Consider the following 20,406-nt stretch of genomic DNA (forward strand, 5'->3'; position numbering starts at 1 on the left):
ATTTTGCTAATTTTTAATGTGAAAAAGGAGAAAATGTTATGAAAAAAAGTATCATTTTAGGATTTTTATTGGTCATCTTTATCGCATCTTTAGCATTTGCAGAAGATAAGATTGTAGCAAAAGTCAATGGGAAGGCTATTTATGAATCAGAAGTAAACACTATCATTACTGAGCTTTTACTGAATAATGGGATAGCTCCAAGTAGTGTGGACTTTAATAACCCTCAATTAGTTGAAATTAAGAAAAAGATATTGGAACAACTTATTGATAGAGAAGTTTTGGCTCAGCATTCTGAGACATTTACTTACAAAGGTATTGAAAACGATGTTAATAAAAAACTGGATGAGCTAAAATCTGGATTTAAAACTGATAAAGAGTATAAGGATGCTTTACAAAAAAATAATTTAACAGAAGAAGGTTTAAAAGAAAAAATTAAAAAAAATATTTTAGTAAAGAAGCATATTGACTCTTTCAAAGATAAAATATCTATTAATGACTTAGAAAAGAAAAATTATTATGATAAAAATAAAGAAAAGTTTGTAATCAAAGATAGTGTACATGTTAAACATATTGTAATATTAACTGGCGATAAAAGAAGTGATGATGAAGCTAAAAAACTAATTGAGAATATTTATAGTGAACTTCAAAAAGGTGCAAACTTTGAAGATTTAGCTAAAGAGTACTCTGAAGATGGTTCTGCAAAAATGGGCGGTGATCTGGGATATATAGCTAAAGGAAAAGTTGTTCCAGAATTTGAGAAAGTTGCATTCGAAACTGAGGTTGGTAAAATAAGTAAACCGTTTAAGTCAAGATTTGGATATCATATATTGAAGGTTTTAGACAAAAAAAAGGGTAAGCAATTATCTTTTGATGAGGTTAAAGAGCAGATAACTAAAGTTTTATTTGACCAAAAATTAGAAACAATTATAAAAACAAATATAGATAATTGGAAGAAACAGGACAAAATAGAGAGGTTTCTATGAACAAGAAAGTCAATTTTATTATATTAGCAGTGATACTAGTTATTGCTGCTTATTTCTTTTATTTTAGTAAAACAAATCAAACACCTGAAGAATTAGTAAAAACCAAGTGTTCGAGATGTCATCATACTTATAAGATTATTGAAAATAAAAGATTAACTAGGCTTGAATGGATAGTAATTTTAGATAGAATGCAATCAAACGGAGCTAACCTATCTACTGACGAATATAAAAATATTTTAGACTATTTAGTAAAGAATTATTCTAAATAGTATATATGATTGTTAAAATTAGAGAGCCAATAAACAGTTTTACGCATTTTATTGGTTCTATATTTAGTTTTTTTGCTTTTTATATTTTAATATCTAAAAGTACCACAATATCTCAATATATCTCTTTTTCAATCTATGTATTAGGTATGTTTGCAAGTTTTACTGCTAGTGCAGTTTATCACGCTTATTATGGCGATGAAAAAGTCATATTTAAATTGCGGAAACTTGATCATGTAATGATTTATGTATTTATTGCTTCTACTTATACACCTGTTTCCATCTTAGTGTTAGAAGGTAAATTGAAATGGTTAATGCTGTTTTCAAGTTGGATAATTGCCATTTTTGGCTTTCTACTAGAGTTTAAATTTAAAGAGCTCCCAAGATATTTTTCAACTCTGCTGTATGTAATGATGGGTTGGATTGCAATTTTTGCGATAAAACCTCTTTATAGGGCTCTTGAGTTTAGTCATTTTATGTTATTGCTATATGGTGGTATATTTTATACAATCGGAGCACTTATTTATGCTACCAAAAAACCAAATTTTTTTAAATTTATAGGTTTTCATGAAATTTTTCATATATTTGTACTATTAGGTAGTTTTATGCACTTTCTTTTTATGTTAAATCTAGTATAAAAAACCTTTCAAAGGAGGCTATTATGGCAAAGATTTTAATATGGCTCGCTTCAGGTGAAAAAGAAAAAGTTAAACCAGGAATTATTTATGGAACAAATGCTAAAAAATATGGTTGGGTGGACGATGTAAAATTCGTAGTATTTGGTGAAGCTGAAAAACTGATGCTTGAAGATGATGAGCTGTTTAGCAAAATACAAGATAGTGTTGAAACTGTATACTGTAAATTTGTTGCAGAAGAGATGAATATTACAAAAGATTTAGAGTCAAAAGGTGCAAAAGTAATTTATGTGGGAGAATATATCTCAAACTTATTGAAAGAAGGTTATCAGGTCTTAACTTTCTAAAAAATTAAATGAATATTTTAGTTTTTAATCCTTCATTTATAGGTGATTCCATACTCACTACCCCTCTGTGCAAAGCTTTAAAAAAGCTTTATCCTGACAGTAGAATATTTTTTTGTGTAAGGCCTGAATCAACACAACTGTTTGATAATCTCAAGTTCATAGACAAAGTAATTTCGTTTGACAAAAGAGGAGAAGAAAAAGGTTTAAAAGGGGTAAAATCGTTTGTAAAAAAAATAAATAGTGAAACAAAAATAGATTTACTTATTTCTGCTCACAAATCTTTGAGAAGCACCCTTACCTGCTATTTGATAAAAGCTAAAAAATCTGTGGGTTTTAAAGAAGCAGCATTAAGTTTTTTATACAATTTAACGGTAAATAGAGATATGTCTCTGCATGAAGTGGAAAGAAACTTAATGCTTTTGCAACCAGTTGTAAATAATTTTTCTCTCAAAGAAATTAAAACAATTGCAGGAAAGCCAGAAATTTCCTACTCGCTACAAATGTTTAATAACATTAAAAATTTTTTAGAAATTACATTTCCAAACAAAAAATATATTGGTATTGCACCAGGTAGTGTTTGGCCTACAAAAATGTGGCCAGCTGAATACTATGCAAAATTGATCGACTTATTACCTGATAATTGTATCCCAATTGTATTTGGTGCTAAATCAGAAGTAGCAGTAGTGGAAGAAATTAAAAAATCTGTGAAAAAGCATTTCATAGACCTTTCAGGGAAAACAAATCTTTTAGAATTATCTACATGGATTAGAGCTTTAGACTTATTAGTTTCAAACGATAGTGCACCTCTTCACATGGCAGTTTCACATAATGTGCCTGTTGTGGCAATTTTCGGCCCAACTGTGAAATCATTGGGATTTTACCCATATGATGAAAAATCGATAGTTGTAGAAGTAGAAAATCTTTATTGCAGACCTTGTGGTTTACATGGTGGTAAAAAATGTCCAGAAAAACATTTTAGATGTATGAGAGATATTAAACCACAAACTGTTTTAGAAAGTATATTGAGGTTTATTTGATGAAAGTTTTGTTTGTTAGGTTTTCATCACTTGGTGATATTATTTTAACTACAGGGATAGTAGATTTATTAAAAAAGGAATACCCAGAAATAGAAATAGATTTTTTAACCTATGAGCAATTTAAAGATATCCTAATTTTTAAAAAAAGTATTAATAACATATTAACAATAAAAAGAAAAAATGGATTAATACCTTACCTTACATTTATCCAAGAAAATATCAATGATTATGACTATATTTTCGATTTACATGCAAATTTGAAAACTTCCTTTTTGAAAATTTTTACACAGAGCACAATTTCAAAATATAAAAAGGACAGTTTTAAAAGAAGACTGTTTGTTAAATTTAGATTATTTAAAAATCAATTGAATAAACATGTAGTAGAAAGATACTTTGATGCTGTAAACAAGGTTTTTGAATTAAAGATTAACTCCATTGAAGATTTAAGACCCTCACTTTTAACTGGGATAAAAAAGGAAAACTATATAGTAATACACCCTTTTGCAAGTAAAAAAACAAAGGAGTGGCCATATTTTAGTGATTTAATTGAAAATCTGAGCAAATACCATAAGGTTGTAATAGTAGGAAGCGGACATTTAGAATTTACAGAAAACATTAATATAATAAACTTAACTAATCAGACATCACTGCAAGAGCTTACAAATACAATAGCAAAAGCAAAAATGCTAATTACTACAGATTCAGGTCCAATGCATATAGGAATTGCTTGCAATACCCCTACCCTAGCAATTTTTGGCTCTACAACCAAAGAGTTTGGCTTTTACCCTATTTTTGAAAATTGTTATGTAATAGAAAATAACGATGTAAAATGCAGACCCTGTCATGTCCATGGTCTAAATAAATGTCCCAAAAAACATTTTGAATGTATGACATCTATTACACCAGAAATTATTTTAGAAAAAATAAATCAATTGACTTAAGAACAATATTTCATATTATAGCCACCGATGAAAGAAAAATATATTTTTATAGTTAAATCAACTTTTTTAAATTTTTTATTTATTTCACTTTTATTCTCATTTTATCTGTTCTCATCTCTAAAAAACGCTTCTACAATTTTAGCTAAGTTTTATTTGATAGGCTCTTATCTATCAAGTAGTTTTACATTTTCTTTAATACCTTTTTTGCTAACTTCTATTTTTGCACTTTTTCTAAATAAAAAAATCACAAAAGTGTTATTTTTTATATTTAGTTTTATCGTTGTAACATTTATTTTTGTTGATTTTGCTATTTATAGAATCTATGGGTTTCATTTTAATGGCATGGTTGTAGCCATGATTACAACTCCTGGTTTTTTTGACTCTGTTTCATTGGGTGCTCCTACATTAATCTCTTTCATTTTTATTCTTGTAGCATTTTTAGTTGTTGAATTATTAATTATAAAAAAGTCAGAGAAACTAAACTTTAGTAGTAAAAAAATACTATTAATTTTTTTGCTGTTAATAATAATTACTGCTTCAGAGAGACTTACTTTTGCAATAAGTGATCTTTACAATAAAAGGGATATTACTAGACTATCAAGAGTTTATCCTTTATATCAGCCGTTGACAATTAGAGGGTTTGCAAAAAGGGTGTTGCATTTTAATGTTAATAGAGAATTTAACTTTAAAGTAAAAAAGTCAACACTAAAGTATCCTCAAACAGAAATTGTGACTCCTGATTTGGATAAAACCACTTTACCCAATATTCTAGTTATAGCTATCGATAGTTATCGTTTTGATATGCTAAACCCAAAAAATTCTCCAAATATTTACAATTTTTCAAAGAATTCTTTAGTGTTTCAAAATCATTATTCTGGTGGGAACTCAACAAGGTTTGGAATCTTCTCACTTTTTTACGGGTTATATGGTTATTGGTGGCACGATTTTTTAGCAAATAGACAGTCACCAGTATTAATATCAACATTAAAAAAAATGGGGTATAAATTTAAAATATTATCAGCTACTTCCTTAACATTTCCTGAATTTAGAAAAACTGTTTTTCTGGATATTCCTGAATCTATAGAAGATGATTTTGGTAAAAGGTTTGATAGAGTTCAACGGGAATCAGCACTTGTAGAAAGTTTTAAAAAATTTAGAGAATCACATAATGATAATTCACCTTATTTTTCTTTTATTTTCTTTGATGCTCCACATGCAAGAGCTTTCCCTAAAAGATATAATATTTTCAAAGCAAAAAGTGGAGAAACAAATTATTTGATTATAGGAAAAAGGAATATAACTAAAGTAAAAAATGCATATATGAATGCAGTATATTATGATGATGCTTTGGTAAAAGAAATTTTGGATTACTTAAAAGGAAAAGGTGATTTAAAAAATACAATTATCGTAATAACTGGTGATCATGGTGAAGAATTTTATGAAAATGGGCATTTTGGTCACAATAACAGCTTCACTGAATATCAAGTGAAAGTTCCCTTTGTTTTTTATATCCCATGGATGAAACATAAAGATATAAATTATATTACAACTCATTACGATTTTGTCCCCACAATATTTGATTTGCTAGGAATAAAAGCTGATAAAAAAGGTTACACTTTTGGAAATAATATGTTAAAACCTATTGATAGAAATTATATTTTAAGTTGCAACTGGAGTTGGTGTGCTATTATTGATAAAGAAGGGTATCGATTACTGTTTTCTTATGAAACACATAAGTCATTTGATATTTCACTTTATAATAAAGAATACAAAGAGGTAAAAGATAAAAAAATCTTAAATGAAAAGAAAAAATTTATTTTTCATCTAATAAATCAATTTAATCAGTTTTATTAAAGTTTCTAAAATTCTTCTCTGTAATAATCTGGATAAGTATCAAGCAAATTTTTTGAAGCAAGATATAGATAAACCTCATCAAGATAATTTAGTAATCTTTCTTTCTCTTCACTCAATACCCCTTTTAAAATAAACATGTTAGATACATGATTTGACCTAAAGATAATACCTTTTCCGTTTATATTTTCTATAATCATTCTTGATTCGTTGATTAAATCCCTTACCTTTGGAGTTTCTAAACTATCAAAATAGTCCCTCTTTTTTCTGATAAACAGTGTCAACATACCGAGATATTTTGGGTTTACTTCAGTAATCCACTTTGCAGTATCTAAAGCATGTTGCTCACTAAGCTTCACTCCCCCTGCCCCAAGAATTATCATTACAGAAAAAAGAAACCCAAGTTTTTGCAACTCTAATATTTTAGGTTTAATTTCCTCTGGATCCATCCCTTTATTCATTATTTTTAATACTTCTTTATTGCCACTTTCCAGTCCAAAATATAAAAGGGTTAATTTTCTTTTTAAAATCTCTCTCCATTCATCTATGCTTTTACCTAAAATTGCCTGTGGCCCAGCATAAGAACTTATTCGCTCAAGATTTGGAAACATCAAATTTATATAATCTAAAATTTTTATCAGACCATCAGTGGGGTAAATAACAGCATCACCATCAGCTAAAAAAATCCTTCTTATCTCTTTTCTTATACTTTCTGGTATTTTATCAACTTCTTTTTTAAATTCTTCAAAAGGTTTGATTTTAAACTTTTTAGTCATATACATTCCACAAAAACTACACTTGTTATAGGAACAACCCTCTGTAATCTGAAAAATTAAAGAATTAGCCTCACTGGGTGGTCTATAAAGTGGATAGCTGTATTCAGGTAAAAAATCATAAGGATTTAGGAACATATCCCAAACCCTCCAAGATATTAGTTGTAGCATTGTATTTATTTAAAGTATAAAAATGCAAACCTTTCACATTTGCTTCAATCAGCTCTTTACACTGATTAATTGCATACTCAATACCAATTTTAAACATATCTTCTTCACTTTTATTTTCAAGTTTTTTAATTAGACTATCTGGTACAGTGGCACCACACATCTCAGTAAACCGTTTTACCTGATTTAGATTTATAACGGGCATTATTCCTGGTAATATAGGAACATTTATCCCTATTTTTTCTGCTCTATCTAAAAAGTCAAAAAAGTATTTGTTATCAAAAAACAATTGAGTAATAATAAAATCAGCACCAGTATCAACCTTCATTTTTAAATACTCGATATCTTTTTCAAGAGATTCTGATTCAATATGCCCTTCAGGATACCCAGCAACACCTATAGAGAAAAAGTTTTTATTTTTTATGTATTCAACAAGTTGATATGCATATTTAAAATCTGATTTCATATTTTCCTGATCTTTTGGGATATCCCCTCTCAAAGCTAAGATATTATCGATATTATGTTCTTGTAAGACAGTTAAAATTTCATCAACATCATCTCTACTACTTGTAACACATGTTAAGTGCATCATAACATTTAAATTATACTGCTCTTTTATTTTAATAGTCCAATCTATAGTTTTATCTTTTGTACTTCCACCTGCTCCATAAGTTACAGAAACAAAATCGGGGTTATAACCTTTTAAAACTTCGATTGTATTAAAAAGGACTTTTTCATTTTCTACTTTTTTTGGTGGGAAAAACTCAAATGAAATAACAAAATCTTTTTTGCTCAATATCCTTGAAATTTTCAAATTTAAACCTCCTTAAAAAAGTTTAGAAGCAATATATAGCGATTATAAGGATTGACTTCAACCATTTTTTATGAAATAAACAAATATGCTTGATAAACTTTATATCAGACTTTTAAGATTAGTAATTTTAACAGTTATAACATTAAATTTTATATGTTTTCTAACCACTTTTAACCCAAAAGCTTTAATAAACCCTTTTTATATCAAAAATAGGACTATTAGCTGCTATTTTCTTTTAAAACATATAATTTTTGTCTCAGGAATACCCACTAAAATTAAAGATATGGACAAAGTAAATAAAACTGTTGAAATAGTTTCTGAAAAATACATGGTTGACCCCCTTCTCATTCATGCCGTGATAAAAGTAGAATCCAAATATAACCCATTTGCAATATCTAAAACAGGCGCTATGGGTCTAATGCAGTTAATGCCAAAAACATTTTTTTCACTTGGTTTTGAAAATCCATTCGATATCGAACAAAATATAGAAGCAGGAACAATGTATTTATCCACCTTACTTAAAAGGTTTAAATCGTTAGAATTAGCTCTTTCAGCTTACAATGCTGGTCCTTCAACAATAGTAAATAACAATATCCCCAACATAGGGGAAACAAAACATTATGTAAAAAAAATCATCAGAGAATATAATCAGCTAAAAACTCAAAAAGCTTCTCCTCATTAGTTTGAAAAAGGGTGTTTTTCACATTATTTTTACCCATAGCGTACTTACTCAATTTTTTCACCTCTTCTTCTGTAAATAATTTGCGCAGATCTATATTGAATATTTCAGCATATTTCTCAAGTAATCCTTCAATATTATTTACAATCTCATTTATAGAACTTAATTTTTCCACTTTATAAAATCTAAGCATTTTCATATAAACTGGTAACAATAAAAAGTTTGCAGTTCCATGATGAATATTTTTGGTGTTTGTTAAGTAATAGCCCATTGCATGTAACAATGTTGTTGCAGTATGCATTATTACTATCCCAGCAAGAGTTGAGGAATACAAAAGCAATTTTAAATGTTCCCTATCCAAATCATTATCTTTTAAGACATTACATATATTATTCATAGCTTCTTTTGCTAACAAGTCGCTAAAAGGGTTTGCTTTTACAGATAAATATCCTTCAAATGCATGAGTCAGTGCGTCAAATGCTGTAGCGAAAATCAGCTTTTCATCCAAAGTCTCGAGAAACTCGGGATTTAAAAAAGCTTTTTTAGGAAAATTAGCAGTTTTACCAAAATTAATTTTATCATTTTTTTCATAATCTGTAATAATGGCGTAATGATTTACTTCAGACCCAGTGCCACAGGTTGTAGGGATTGCATAAATAGGTATTGGAGGGTTTGGCAACCCGTTTTGGCTTAAAAGCTCATAAAATCCCATATTGTTTGTGGCAAATGCTGCAATAGCTTTTGCAGCATCTAAACTGCTCCCACCACCAAAAGCAACTATTAAATCGCATCTATTTTGTCTAACAAATCTTCCACCTTTGATAACTGTATTTATTGATGGATTCTCTTCTATTTCATCAAAAATAAATAAATTGCCCCCTTTTATTTCTTTCAAAAAATCCACAAAACCGGTTTTATAAGCAGCAGTTTTACCACAAACCAATGCAATTTTATTATACTTTACAATCTCTTTTTTAAATACATCATAAAAGTTTCCTGTCATATAAACTTTGGTTGGTGAATAAAAAGTAAAATCGTTCATTAATCACCCCTTTTTAGATTAAAAATTTTCCATCTTTATAAACTAGCTCTCCATCTACATAAACTTCACTACCATTATCCATTCTTTTTATTAAATCCCAGTGAAGACCCGATTTGTTTTTACCACCGGCTTCAGGATAAGAAGAACCTACTGCAAGATGCATAGTTTTACCAATCTTTTCATCAAAAAGTATATTTTTTGAAGGTTTAACTATATCATCATTCAAACCAAAAGCAATTTCACCCACATATTTTGCTCCTTCATCAGATTCAAGCATTCTATTTAAAAACTCTTCACCCTTTTTAGCTCTTGCCTTTACCACTTTCCCTTTTTCAAAATGTAGCTCAATGTCTTGAACCTCTACACCCATAAAAGCAGTTGGAACATCAAAAAAGATAACCCCATCTGCACTATCTTCTACAGGACTTGTAAAAACCTCACCATCTGGCATATTATGGCTACCATTGCAATTTATCCATTTTCTACCATCAACATTTAATTTTAGCTCTGTTTTAAACCCTTTTATAACAACCTCTTTCTTCCCAGTAAGGAGATTTACTATTTTATCTTGAAATTCACTTACCTTTTCCCATTCTTTTACAGGGTCATCATAGTTTAATTTGCAGGCATTAAATACAAAATCTTTGTACTCTTCAAAGGACATTTCTGCATCCTGAGCCATACTTGGTGTGGGATAAGGTGCTAAAACCCACTTAAACTCCCCTTTTGCTTCTCTTTCAAACATGATATCCTTTAGTATTCTTGTTGCTTTTCTATTAATGGCAACTTTTTTAGAATCTACATTTGTAAGTTGTCTGGTATTTGTTTCACTATCTATTGCAATTAGAGCATCTATAGTTTCTGCAGCTGTTTTGCTAACCTCGGGGATAAACTCTAATTGCTCTTTTTCTGCATATTTATAAAAATAGTACATCTGCTCTGGAAAACTCATTTTCACAATTGGATAAGCACCTATTTTAAGAAGATATACATAGCAAGCTCTTATCAAAGGTTCGGCACAAGACTCCCCTCTTATTTCTACCACATCCCCTTTTTTTACTTTTAAACTATAATCACATAGAAGTTTTGCCAATTTTTCTTCATAAGTTATCATTTTATTACCTCCTTGTATATATCATTCGAGAATGTTCCACAATAGGCTATCATGTTAATAATTATTATATTCATGAGATTGCTTCGTCGTTTCACTCCTCGCAATAACTGCAATTTATAGTCATTGCGAGCGTTAGCGAAGCAATCGAAATATTAAATAACTACTACTGTACAACAACCTCCATTCGATGTATTTAACTTATTTTATTTATTGAAATTTGCAATTATTTTTTTTAATATAAAAATAGTTGTCAAATATTAACTTTTGGGAGGGGATGATGTTTTCCATAATTTTAGCTGGAGGAAGTGGTACAAGGCTTTGGCCATTATCAAGGAAGAAATTTCCAAAACAGTTTTTGAGTTTGACTGATGAAGAAACCCTTTTGCAAAAAACCGCAAAAAGAAATCTTTATTATTCTGATAAAGAGGATATTGTAATTGTTACTAATAGAGATCATTCCTTTTTTGTAAAACAGCAGGTTCAGCCTATTCTTGGAGATGATCCTCATATCATCGATGAGCCTATTGGTAAAAATACTGCACCTGCTATTGCTCTGGGGATTAAATATATCCAGGAAAAGCTTCATGGCAAATTAAATGATGCTGTATTCATATCACCTTCTGACCATATCATTAGCCCTGCTTCAGAGTTTGCTGATTATGTAAAATTGGCTGAACAGTTTGCAAAAGATGGTTATATTGTAACTTTTGGAGTTGTTCCAACCAAACCTGAAACGGGTTATGGATATATTGAAAAAAGTAATAAAAAGCTTTTTGATGAAGATGGAAAAACTGTTTATGAGGTAAAACAGTTCCACGAAAAACCTGACCTAAATACAGCTAAAAAATATTTAGAAAGTGGGAAATTCTTTTGGAATTCTGGTATCTTCATGTTTTCCATTGAAACCTTTATCGAAGAAATAGAAAAATATGAGCCTGAAATTTATGAGCTATTTTCTAATAGTTTCGAAACGATGAAAAAAGATTTTCATAAAATGCCAGAAATTTCCATTGACTATGCCATAATGGAAAAATCTAAAAAAGTAGTAGTTATCCCTATAAACATTACCTGGTCAGATATTGGCTCATGGGATAGTGTGTATGAGGTATTACCAAAAGATGAAAACAATAATGTTATAAAAGGGAATGTTGTATCTAAAAATAGTAAAAATAGTTTAATACTTGGTTCAAAAAGATTGCTTTGCACAGTTGGTGTTGATGACCTTATTATAGCAGATACTGATGATGCTATTTTAATTGCAAAAAAAGGTTATTCTCAGCAAGTAAAGGATATCGTTGAGCTTTTGAAAAAAGAGGAAAGAGAAGAAGCAGAAGTTCATAGAACGGTTTACAGACCTTGGGGAAGTTTTACTGTGTTGAATGAAGGGAAAAATTACAAAGTCAAAAAGATAGTTGTAAATCCAGGTCAAAAATTAAGTCTTCAGCTTCATTACCATAGGGCTGAGCACTGGATAGGTGTAAAGGGCACAGCTAAAGTTCAGATTGGTGAGGATACTGTATATCTCAGTGAAAACGAAAAGGTATACATTCCAAAAGCTACAAAGCATAGAATAGAAAATCCAGGTAAAATCCCTTTTGAATTTATAGAGGTACAAGTAGGCGAATATGTGGGAGAAGATGATATAGTAAGATTTGAAGATATGTACGGTAGAGTAAAATGAAAAAAATTAAAAATATAGGTTTTGTTTCCACACGCATTGCAGGTACTGATGGTGTTTCATTAGAAATTGAAAAATGGGCGCATGTTTTAGAGCGTAACAATTACAACTGTTTCTATTTTGCTGGTGAATGTGATAGAGATCCAAATGTATCTTTTATAGCACCTTTAGCACACTTTCAGCATCCAGAAATAAAAGAATTAAACAGTAAGCTATTTGGAACAAGGAAAAGAGACCATGAAACATCACTTAAAGTTTCAGAATTGAAAGAATATTTAAAGATTAGATTGTATGATTTTGTAAATAAATACGATATTCATCTACTTATAACTGAAAATGCGTTAACTATCCCTATGAATATCCCTTTAGGATTGGCATTAACTGAATTTATTGCAGAAACTTGCTTTCCAACAATTGCTCATCATCACGATTTTTATTGGGAAAGGGATAGATTTCTTGTTAATGCAGCAAAAGATTATTTAGATAGAGGATTCCCCCCTGATTTAAAATCGATAACACATGTAGTAATAAACAGCATAGCGTCAGAGCAGCTAAGCCTTAGAAAAGGGATATCTAATTTTGTTATACCAAATGTTTACAATTTTGCAGAACCTCCTAAACCTATTGACCCCAAAATTTGCTCTGAAATTCGTCAAATTGCTGGTTTAAGAGAAGATGACCTCTTTGTATTACAGCCAACAAGAATTGTTCCAAGAAAGTGGATAGAAAGAGCTGTAGAAATTGTTTATATGATGAAATTGAAAAATCCTAAATTAATAATTTCTCATGCATCAGGAGATGAAGGTGATATTTATTATGAGAGAGTAAAAAACTATGCAAAACTTTTAGGAGTAGAAATAGTTGGAATAGATGATTATATCGGCACTGAAAGGTGTAGGGAAGTTGGTAAGAAAAAATACACAATCGGTGATATTTATCAATGTGCTGATATCATAACATACCCTTCTGGTTATGAAGGATTTGGAAATGCCTTTTTAGAAACAATTTATTTTAAAAAGCCAATAATTGTAAATAGATACTCTATTTTTATAACTGATATTGAACCATTTGGGTTTGATGTTTTCAAATTTGATGGTTTTGTGACAGAAAAGATAGTTGATGAAGCTCTAAAAGTTCTTTCTGATAAGCATCGATTAAATGAGATGGTTGAAAAAAACTACAATATTGCATTGAAACATTTCTCCTATGAAGTTTTGGAAAGAAAGCTACTTAACATTATAAAAATAGTTGAGAGTGAGTGCATATAATGAAATATAATATTGCCATACTACATTATTCTGCCCCTCCAGTTGTTGGTGGTGTTGAAGAAGTTATAAAGCAGCAAGCTCTTCTTTTTAGGCGAAACTTATTAAATGTGAAAATTATTGCTGGCAAAGGTGCTCAGTTTGAAAATTATATCCCTGTTGTTATTAATCCATTGTTACTTTCAAACAATGATGAAGTAAATGATGCAATAAATTTATTACGACAAAAAAATGATATGTCAGGAATTAACAGTTTAAAAGAAAGAATAAAAATTTTTCTAAAAAATGAATTGCAAAATTTTGATATCTTGATTGTGCATAATATTTTAAACATGAGATACAATTTACCAGCTGCAATGGCGGTTCATGAAATTGCTGATGAAATGGATATAAAGGTTATAAATTGGGCGCACGATTCATTATATTTTTATGAAGATTATGACAAAATTTATGATACCCCGCCTTTTGACATATTAAAAAGATATAACCCCAAAATAAATTATGTCACAATCACAGAGAGCAGACGGGAATTATTTGCAAAATTGATGAATGTAGATAAGGATAAAATATTTGTTGTTAAAAATGGTATCGATCCTATTACTTTTTTTAGATTGGATATAAACACAGTAAAAATTATCAACAATGAAGACTTATACAATCAAGATATTATTTTGGTTCAACCATCCAGACTTCATCCTAGAAAAAATATAGAGCTAACCATAAAAGTTGTAAAAGCATTAACTGATAAGGGGGTAAAAGCAAAAGCTCTAATTACAGGAGCTTTTGATCCTCATGAAAAAAATACTGTAAATTATTTTAACAAACTAAACACTTTGATAGATGAGTTAAATATAAGAGAACATGCTATTCTTTTAGCAAGATATACTCTCCCATCAGGTGAAGTTATAGAAAGTGATAGGGTTAAGATAAGGGATTTGTATCATATTGCTGATATGCTCTTTTTGCCAAGTATTCAAGAAGGGTTTGGTATCCCTTTATTAGAGGCTGGAATGCTTAAAATACCAATAGTTTGCTCTGATATTCCACCTTTTAGAGAAATCGCAAATAATTATGCCACTTTTTTTAAATTAGATGAAGATGTAGACTCTATTGCTGACAAGGTAATAAAAGTTTCTGAAAGCACTAAAACAACAAGGTTTTTTAGGAAAACTTTAAGAGACTATAGCTGGGATAATATTTTCAAAAAATCGATTTTACCTTTATTCAATAAAATTTATGACTACTGATTTTTTTGATAGATATGAAAAAAAGAATTTCTTAGCAGTCACCCCTTCTGGCAATGCTTTTCTTGCTGAAGATAAACATTTTCAGAGAAAAGTTATTCTAAAGGAAATTCCAAAAACTGATGCAAATATAAAAAAGCGGTTTGAAAATATTATAAAAACAGCAGGACAAATAATACATCCATCCGTTTTGACAATTATGGATTTTGCTGAGAATGAAAACAATTATTACCTTATACAAGAATTTATAGACTTAGAGTACGATTCTTTTAGTTTAAACAAAATAGCCTCACTAGATATTAACCAAAAAATAGAAATTATTTTAGATATCATTGATGCATTACAGTTTGCATACGAAAGTAATATAATACACAAAAATTTATATTTAGATTCTATTTATTTGACAAAAAATCTAAAAGTGAAAATTGACAATTTTGGTATTGATAGAGTTGTGACAAAAAATAATCTAATATCTGAGTTAGGACTTAGCACTTCTCCTCCACCATTTATCCCACCAGAAAAAATTGCAGGGAAGCATTCCACTTATAAATCAGATATATTTCAGTTAGGATGTATAATTTTTACTCTATTTACAACAATTTATCCATTTGGAGAAAAAATTTCTGAAAATACATTGTTAAATATAAAGAAATTAAATTATCCCCATTTGAGCCTATTTTCCAATGTACCTGACAATATTAAAGAAGCAATTAAGCAGTGCTTAAAACTAGATCCAAATCAAAGGATAAATAATTATCAGCAGCTCATTGAAATAATAAAAGATTTTGATAAAAAACAGATAACTGTTTCAGAGGAGCCTTTTAACATCATCGAGCTTGATAAAAAACTTTATTTAGTTGTTAACGATCCTAAAATTTCTAAAGAAAAAATATTAGAAGTTCTTATTGATGAAGGTTATTTAGTAGATGAAAACAAAGTTGATGAAGCTATAAAATTCTCAAAAGGGAATGCTTATTTAATATCAGAAAGAGTAGAAAAGTTTGATTTATCAAGATTTAAAGATATCACTCTTACAGTGTCTCAAGATAGATTGGAAGCATACCTATCTTTACCAAAATACCATAACCTGACTAAAAACGATATCATATATTTTTTAAAAAAGAATCATATCAATTATGGGATTAATGAGGAAAATATAGAAAAAATATTAAAAAATCCATCACTAAATATTCCTGTATCGGTTGGTAAAAAACCAATTAATGGTACAGATGCTTATCTAATATACTTTTTTGAAAAGGATAATATATATAAACCAAAAATTTTAGATAATGATAATGTGGATTTCAAAGAGATAAACTTTATTCAACCCGTCAAAAAGAACGATGTGCTGTGTGTTAAAATCCCTTATACAGAAGGGATTGATGGTATAGATGTATATGGAAGACCAATAAAAGCAAAACCAGGTAAAGATGTTAAACTCCCAGTTGGTAAAAATACTTATGTAAGTTCTGATGGTTTAAAACTTATTTCCACTGTAGATGGGCAAATTACATACAACGGCAATCAAGTAAATGTGATAGAAGTTATAATTATTAATAGCAATGTGGATTATTCTGTTGGAAATATAAATTATCATGGGGATGTTATTATAAATGGGGATGTCTTGAGTGGTTTTGACATTAATGCTGGCGGAGATATCAAAATAAGAGGTATCGTGGAAGGGTGTAAAATAATCTCTGAAAATGGCTCTATAGTTATAAATGGAGGGGTTTTTGGAAAAGATAAAGCAGTTATTAAAGCTTTAAAAAAAATAATTACGGAGTTTATACAAGATGCTGAAGTTTTTTGTGAACAGGATATAGAAGTATTAGATTATGTAAGAAATAGTAAAATAGTGTGCAACGGCTATTTCAAATGTATAAGAAAAACTGGGACTGTCCACACATGTAGTATTACAGCCTCAGATTTTATCGAAGTAAATATAGCAGGCACAATCCCCTACACCAAAACACAACTAAAAATTATCCCATTAAACAAAACATTAATCAAACAAAAATTAAATAGCAACAAAGAGGCTCAAAATAAAATCAATAATTCACTATCTTATGTAAAGGAAATTATCAAAAAAATAATTTTAAAATATGGGAATATAGAAGATGCTGTTATGGATAAAGAGTATCAACTAAATATCGAAAGACTAAAACAGCTGGAACAAAAACTAAAACACATTTTAGTAAAAGAAGAAATATTAAATAATCTCTATGAAAGAAGTGTTAATCATAGCCCATTTATAAAAATAAATAAAACATTATATTCTGATGTCATACTAAAAATAGGTAACTACTCTTATACAAGCCATAAAGATTATTTTAATCAAATTTTAATAAAAATAGAAGAAGGGGATATACAAATAATTGGAGGTGATTTGTAAAAATAATTCCCATTCTTTTAACTACTGAAATATCTTACATATAAAAAAGATGAAATTTTGTATAGTATATATCCAGAAATCCAACCTGCAATCATGTCTACACCATAGTGGTATCCACAATATACAGTTGCTAAGGCAAGTGAAGGTACCAAAATCAGCATAATTCTGTAAAAATAACCACCTACCCTTTTTAAGTTTAACAAACAAACAAGAGCAATACCCACATGCGAAGAAGGGAATGCGCCACCATCTATTTCTTGTGTAAGATAAATATAATCTACAATTTTTTTAAAAAGATAACCTTCTCTAGCATAGATATCTACAAAAGTCCTACCACCAACAGCAGGAAAGAATATAAATATCAAGTAGTAAATGTAAAATGAAAAGCACAGAGTAAACATATAATACAAAACATTATCTTTCTTCATTTTATAAATATAAACAAATGTTAACGGCACCATTAAATAATAAAAAGCATAGGAAAAATGAAAATATTCAGAAATTATTCTTTGAGGGATTAATTCATAAAACCAATAAATGGGTGATTTACCAAAAAGTTTTGTATCCCAATCTAGAAGTAATTTATCAAAATAACCGTGAAAAAAAAGCTGATTAAGTCTTCCTGTCTCCTGATATATAAAAGTAAAAAACATAATAGGATAAAAATAGTGAATTAAAGTAATCAACTTATTCTTATTTCTGTCATATTTAGCAATCAAAAAAATAAAAGCCACACCTAAAAGATGTGTAAAAATATGCATATAAGCAAAACTTAAACTATTATAATGAGTTAAAACAATAAAAATAATTATTATAATATAAGAAAGTGTCAAAAAATCGTGGGGCAAAAAGTTATAACCATTTGTTTTCTTTATACCATTCATAGGTTTCCCTTAATGCATCGCTTATTGGTGTCTCAACTGGCTCAATAAATTTCTTCAATTTTTCATTGGAACAAACCCAATCTCCAGCAACAATCTCTCTTACTTTATCTACAGAAAAAATATCCGGTTTTCTTAAAACCTTATTTTTTAGCTCATTTAGCCAAGCAACTGTAAAAGCAATCTGCTTTGGTATTTTAATAAAAGTAACCTTTTTGCTCATAATCTCTGCAATATTTTGAATAAACCCTTTTTGAGAAATGGGATTAGTTGCAGAAACAAAAAAAATTTCACCACTTTTTGTATTACAATTAATAAGTTTTAAAATATTTTCCACCAAGTCTTTGACATAAACATAGCTAAATAAATTATTGTTAATCAAAGGGATTATGCCATTTTTAACCATTTTGTAAGTTTTGTAAAAATCGGTATCAAAAGGTCCGAATACTGCAGGTGGTCTTATAATCAAAACATCTAATTCGTTTTTATATTGCAAAACCTTTTTTTCTGCCAATAATTTACTTTTACCATAGATACTTACTGGGTTTGGTTTATCATCTTCATTTTTTGCAATTGGACCTGCAGCAGCCTGCGAAGAAATCAAAACAAACTTTTTAACTTTATTTTTAACAGCCATTTCAATAAGATTTGCTGTAGCATCAACATTTATCTTGAAATAATCATCTTTGTTAATAGTCTTTGTACAACCTGCAAAATGCACTATAGTTTCTATACCATCAGGTAGCATCAATGATTTATCTTTTGAAAAATCAAAAGATATAAAATGCTTAAAACCTATATTCTTTCTTCCCAAAGCTATAAAACTATCCTCTGATAACAGAGAAACAAAATGTCTACCAATAAACCCAGAAGCACCTGTAACAAGTAAAATTTTATCCCCCAATTAAATATTTAATGTCATCAAATCCCTTGCTTTGAATATCTTAAAATTATAATCTTTTGCATCTATATAAAACTTATCTGTTTCTGGGTAAAAATGTGAAAAGAGCAGAGTAGAGATATTACTATTTACAGCAATCTCTAACACTTCATCATAAGACATATGCACTTCAAAATCTTCACCCTTTAGTTTTCCGCACTCTGCTATCAATAAATCAGCATTGTTTACTATTTCTATCAATCCTTCAAAATATTCAGTATCTGAAGTGTACACCAACTTTTTATCATCAAAATTTAAAACAATTCCTACAGATTCATCCGTATGCTTTGTTTTAAAAAGCTTATAACTAAAAATACCAAAATCTCTTTCTTCATTCTCAATAATATGAATCTCAATATCAGGTTCTATCCATTTTCCTAAGATATTTTTAAAAGATTCAATATATTCTTTTAACCCTTTAAACCCAAAAATTGTAACCGGCTTATCAGAATAAGCCCTTTTATTTTTCCTTGCGAAAAGAAAATGTATTAAACCCATAAAATGATCTGGATGTTTATGAGATACGAAGATATAATCTATCTCATCAGCCATCACACCTTTTTGTTCTAACCTTTCAAGCAAATAAAAACCACAATCCAAAACTATTTTTTTATCATCAATTTCCAGTAGATATGATGCAGATCCCCTACCCTCATACTGCACAACACTTCCTGAGCCCAAAACTGTTAATTTTGCCATAAATCATCACCGTTTTAAATTTTATATGGAAACTACAGCCTCTGTATGATATTATTAATTATAATGGATTTTGCAACAAGAAAGTGATGGAGGTAAAGATGATAGGATACATTATCTTAGGTTTAATAATACTAATTATCTTAGGTCTCATTTATTACTACAACAAATTTATAAAGCTTAAAAACCAGGTTGACGAATCCTGGAGCGGAATTGATGTACAGCTAAAAAGGAGATACGATTTAATACCAAATTTAGTGGAAACTGTAAAAGGTTATGCAAAACATGAAAAAGAAACCTTGGAAAATGTAATAAAAGCAAGAAATATGGCCAAGAACGCCACAAATGTAGAAGAAAAAGCACAAGCAGAAAATATGCTGACAGGTGCATTAAAAACAATTTTCGCATTGGCAGAAAATTATCCTGATTTAAAGGCAAACGAAAACTTTTTAAACCTTCAAAACACCTTAAACGAAATTGAAGATAACATTCAAAATGCCAGAAGATACTACAATGCTGTAGTAAGAGATTACAATATCTTATGTGAATCTTTCCCATCTGTAATTATTGCAAACATGTTTAACTTTAAAAAGTGTGAATTCTTTGAAATCGAGGAAAAAGAAAAAGAAAATGTAAAAGTAAGTTTTTCTTAAAAAGGGT

At 29.3% G+C, this 20,406-nt stretch carries 20 protein-coding genes; 13 read left to right on the forward strand and 7 right to left on the reverse strand.

Annotated features, from left to right (window positions below; all coding sequences use genetic code 11):
* Positions 1 to 38: 38 nt before the first annotated feature.
* Genes OWM07_RS08140 through OWM07_RS08170 form a run of 7 tightly spaced genes read left to right on the forward strand, consistent with a single transcriptional unit; the run spans position 39 to position 6,063 of the window.
* Positions 39 to 983, forward strand: a complete 945-nt coding sequence (locus tag OWM07_RS08140) for a peptidylprolyl isomerase (RefSeq protein ID WP_423303198.1) — start codon at positions 39 to 41, stop codon at positions 981 to 983.
* Positions 980 to 1,252: a hypothetical protein gene (locus OWM07_RS08145; protein ID WP_423303199.1), complete on the forward strand. Its 273-nt coding sequence runs from the start codon at positions 980 to 982 to the stop codon at positions 1,250 to 1,252. The genes OWM07_RS08140 and OWM07_RS08145 overlap by 4 nt, the downstream gene beginning before the upstream one ends.
* Positions 1,253 to 1,257: 5 nt before the next feature.
* Positions 1,258 to 1,887: a PAQR family membrane homeostasis protein TrhA gene (trhA, locus tag OWM07_RS08150; protein WP_423303200.1), complete on the forward strand. Its 630-nt coding sequence runs from the start codon at positions 1,258 to 1,260 to the stop codon at positions 1,885 to 1,887.
* 23 nt (positions 1,888 to 1,910) lie between these two features.
* On the forward strand, positions 1,911 to 2,231 hold the full coding sequence (locus OWM07_RS08155; protein ID WP_423303201.1) for a hypothetical protein: 321 nt from the start codon (positions 1,911 to 1,913) through the stop codon (positions 2,229 to 2,231).
* 8 nt (positions 2,232 to 2,239) lie between these two features.
* Positions 2,240 to 3,268 carry a glycosyltransferase family 9 protein gene (locus tag OWM07_RS08160; RefSeq protein ID WP_423303202.1) on the forward strand — a complete coding sequence of 343 codons (1,029 nt, stop codon included), beginning with the start codon at positions 2,240 to 2,242 and terminating at the stop codon, positions 3,266 to 3,268.
* Positions 3,268 to 4,209: a glycosyltransferase family 9 protein gene (locus tag OWM07_RS08165; RefSeq protein ID WP_423303203.1), complete on the forward strand. Its 942-nt coding sequence runs from the start codon at positions 3,268 to 3,270 to the stop codon at positions 4,207 to 4,209. The genes OWM07_RS08160 and OWM07_RS08165 overlap by 1 nt, the downstream gene beginning before the upstream one ends.
* 27 nt (positions 4,210 to 4,236) lie before the next feature.
* A complete protein-coding gene (locus tag OWM07_RS08170) occupies positions 4,237 to 6,063 on the forward strand; it encodes a sulfatase-like hydrolase/transferase (RefSeq protein WP_423303204.1) in 1,827 nt (608 codons plus the stop codon).
* 5 nt (positions 6,064 to 6,068) lie between these two features.
* Here the strand turns inward: OWM07_RS08170 and OWM07_RS08175 are convergent, their stop codons facing one another.
* Together OWM07_RS08175 and metF are read right to left on the reverse strand one after the other, a co-directional pair.
* On the reverse strand, positions 6,069 to 6,971 hold the full coding sequence (locus tag OWM07_RS08175) for a radical SAM protein (RefSeq protein ID WP_423303205.1): 903 nt from the start codon (positions 6,969 to 6,971) through the stop codon (positions 6,069 to 6,071).
* Positions 6,952 to 7,815, reverse strand: coding sequence for a methylenetetrahydrofolate reductase [NAD(P)H] (gene metF / locus OWM07_RS08180; RefSeq protein ID WP_423303206.1), 864 nt, complete (start codon positions 7,813 to 7,815; stop codon positions 6,952 to 6,954). Before metF ends, OWM07_RS08175 begins: the two co-directional genes overlap by 20 nt.
* An 85-nt stretch (positions 7,816 to 7,900) precedes the next feature.
* Between metF and OWM07_RS08185 the strand changes: the two genes are divergently transcribed.
* On the forward strand, positions 7,901 to 8,497 hold the full coding sequence (locus OWM07_RS08185) for a lytic transglycosylase domain-containing protein (protein ID WP_423303207.1): 597 nt from the start codon (positions 7,901 to 7,903) through the stop codon (positions 8,495 to 8,497).
* Here OWM07_RS08185 and OWM07_RS08190 read toward each other — a convergent pair.
* Entirely contained in the window at positions 8,451 to 9,536 is a 1,086-nt protein-coding gene (locus tag OWM07_RS08190; protein WP_423303208.1) for an iron-containing alcohol dehydrogenase family protein, read from the reverse strand. The genes OWM07_RS08185 and OWM07_RS08190 overlap by 47 nt on opposite strands.
* Positions 9,537 to 9,549: 13 nt before the next feature.
* Complete coding sequence (locus tag OWM07_RS08195; RefSeq protein ID WP_423303209.1) at positions 9,550 to 10,650, reverse strand: aminopeptidase; 1,101 nt, start codon at positions 10,648 to 10,650, stop codon at positions 9,550 to 9,552.
* Between the two features lie 277 nt (positions 10,651 to 10,927).
* Between OWM07_RS08195 and OWM07_RS08200 the strand changes: the two genes are divergently transcribed.
* From OWM07_RS08200 to OWM07_RS08215, 4 genes are read left to right on the forward strand one after another with little or no spacing between them, the layout of a single operon-like run.
* Positions 10,928 to 12,331 carry a mannose-1-phosphate guanylyltransferase/mannose-6-phosphate isomerase gene (locus OWM07_RS08200; RefSeq protein ID WP_423303210.1) on the forward strand — a complete coding sequence of 468 codons (1,404 nt, stop codon included), beginning with the start codon at positions 10,928 to 10,930 and terminating at the stop codon, positions 12,329 to 12,331.
* Positions 12,328 to 13,596 carry a glycosyltransferase gene (locus OWM07_RS08205; protein WP_423303211.1) on the forward strand — a complete coding sequence of 423 codons (1,269 nt, stop codon included), beginning with the start codon at positions 12,328 to 12,330 and terminating at the stop codon, positions 13,594 to 13,596. Before OWM07_RS08200 ends, OWM07_RS08205 begins: the two co-directional genes overlap by 4 nt.
* Positions 13,596 to 14,840: a glycosyltransferase family 4 protein gene (locus OWM07_RS08210; RefSeq protein WP_423303212.1), complete on the forward strand. Its 1,245-nt coding sequence runs from the start codon at positions 13,596 to 13,598 to the stop codon at positions 14,838 to 14,840. The genes OWM07_RS08205 and OWM07_RS08210 overlap by 1 nt, the downstream gene beginning before the upstream one ends.
* Positions 14,830 to 17,229: a FapA family protein gene (locus OWM07_RS08215; RefSeq protein ID WP_423303213.1), complete on the forward strand. Its 2,400-nt coding sequence runs from the start codon at positions 14,830 to 14,832 to the stop codon at positions 17,227 to 17,229. The genes OWM07_RS08210 and OWM07_RS08215 overlap by 11 nt, the downstream gene beginning before the upstream one ends.
* Positions 17,230 to 17,246: 17 nt before the next feature.
* Here the strand turns inward: OWM07_RS08215 and OWM07_RS08220 are convergent, their stop codons facing one another.
* From OWM07_RS08220 to OWM07_RS08230, 3 genes are read right to left on the reverse strand one after another with little or no spacing between them, the layout of a single operon-like run.
* Positions 17,247 to 18,113, reverse strand: a complete 867-nt coding sequence (locus OWM07_RS08220) for a phosphatase PAP2 family protein (RefSeq protein WP_423303214.1) — start codon at positions 18,111 to 18,113, stop codon at positions 17,247 to 17,249.
* Entirely contained in the window at positions 18,082 to 19,014 is a 933-nt protein-coding gene (locus OWM07_RS08225) for an NAD-dependent epimerase/dehydratase family protein (protein ID WP_423303215.1), read from the reverse strand. The genes OWM07_RS08220 and OWM07_RS08225 overlap by 32 nt, the downstream gene beginning before the upstream one ends.
* Positions 19,015 to 19,749 (reverse strand): ribonuclease Z, encoded by a 735-nt coding sequence (locus tag OWM07_RS08230; RefSeq protein WP_423303216.1) that lies wholly within the window; start codon positions 19,747 to 19,749, stop codon positions 19,015 to 19,017.
* Positions 19,750 to 19,847: 98 nt separating this feature from the next.
* Between OWM07_RS08230 and OWM07_RS08235 the strand changes: the two genes are divergently transcribed.
* Positions 19,848 to 20,399, forward strand: coding sequence for a LemA family protein (locus OWM07_RS08235; protein WP_423303217.1), 552 nt, complete (start codon positions 19,848 to 19,850; stop codon positions 20,397 to 20,399).
* The last annotated feature ends 7 nt before the right edge of the window (positions 20,400 to 20,406 follow it).

Source organism: Deferribacter thermophilus, from assembly GCF_049472675.1.
GTDB lineage: Bacteria > Chrysiogenota > Deferribacteres > Deferribacterales > Deferribacteraceae > Deferribacter > Deferribacter thermophilus.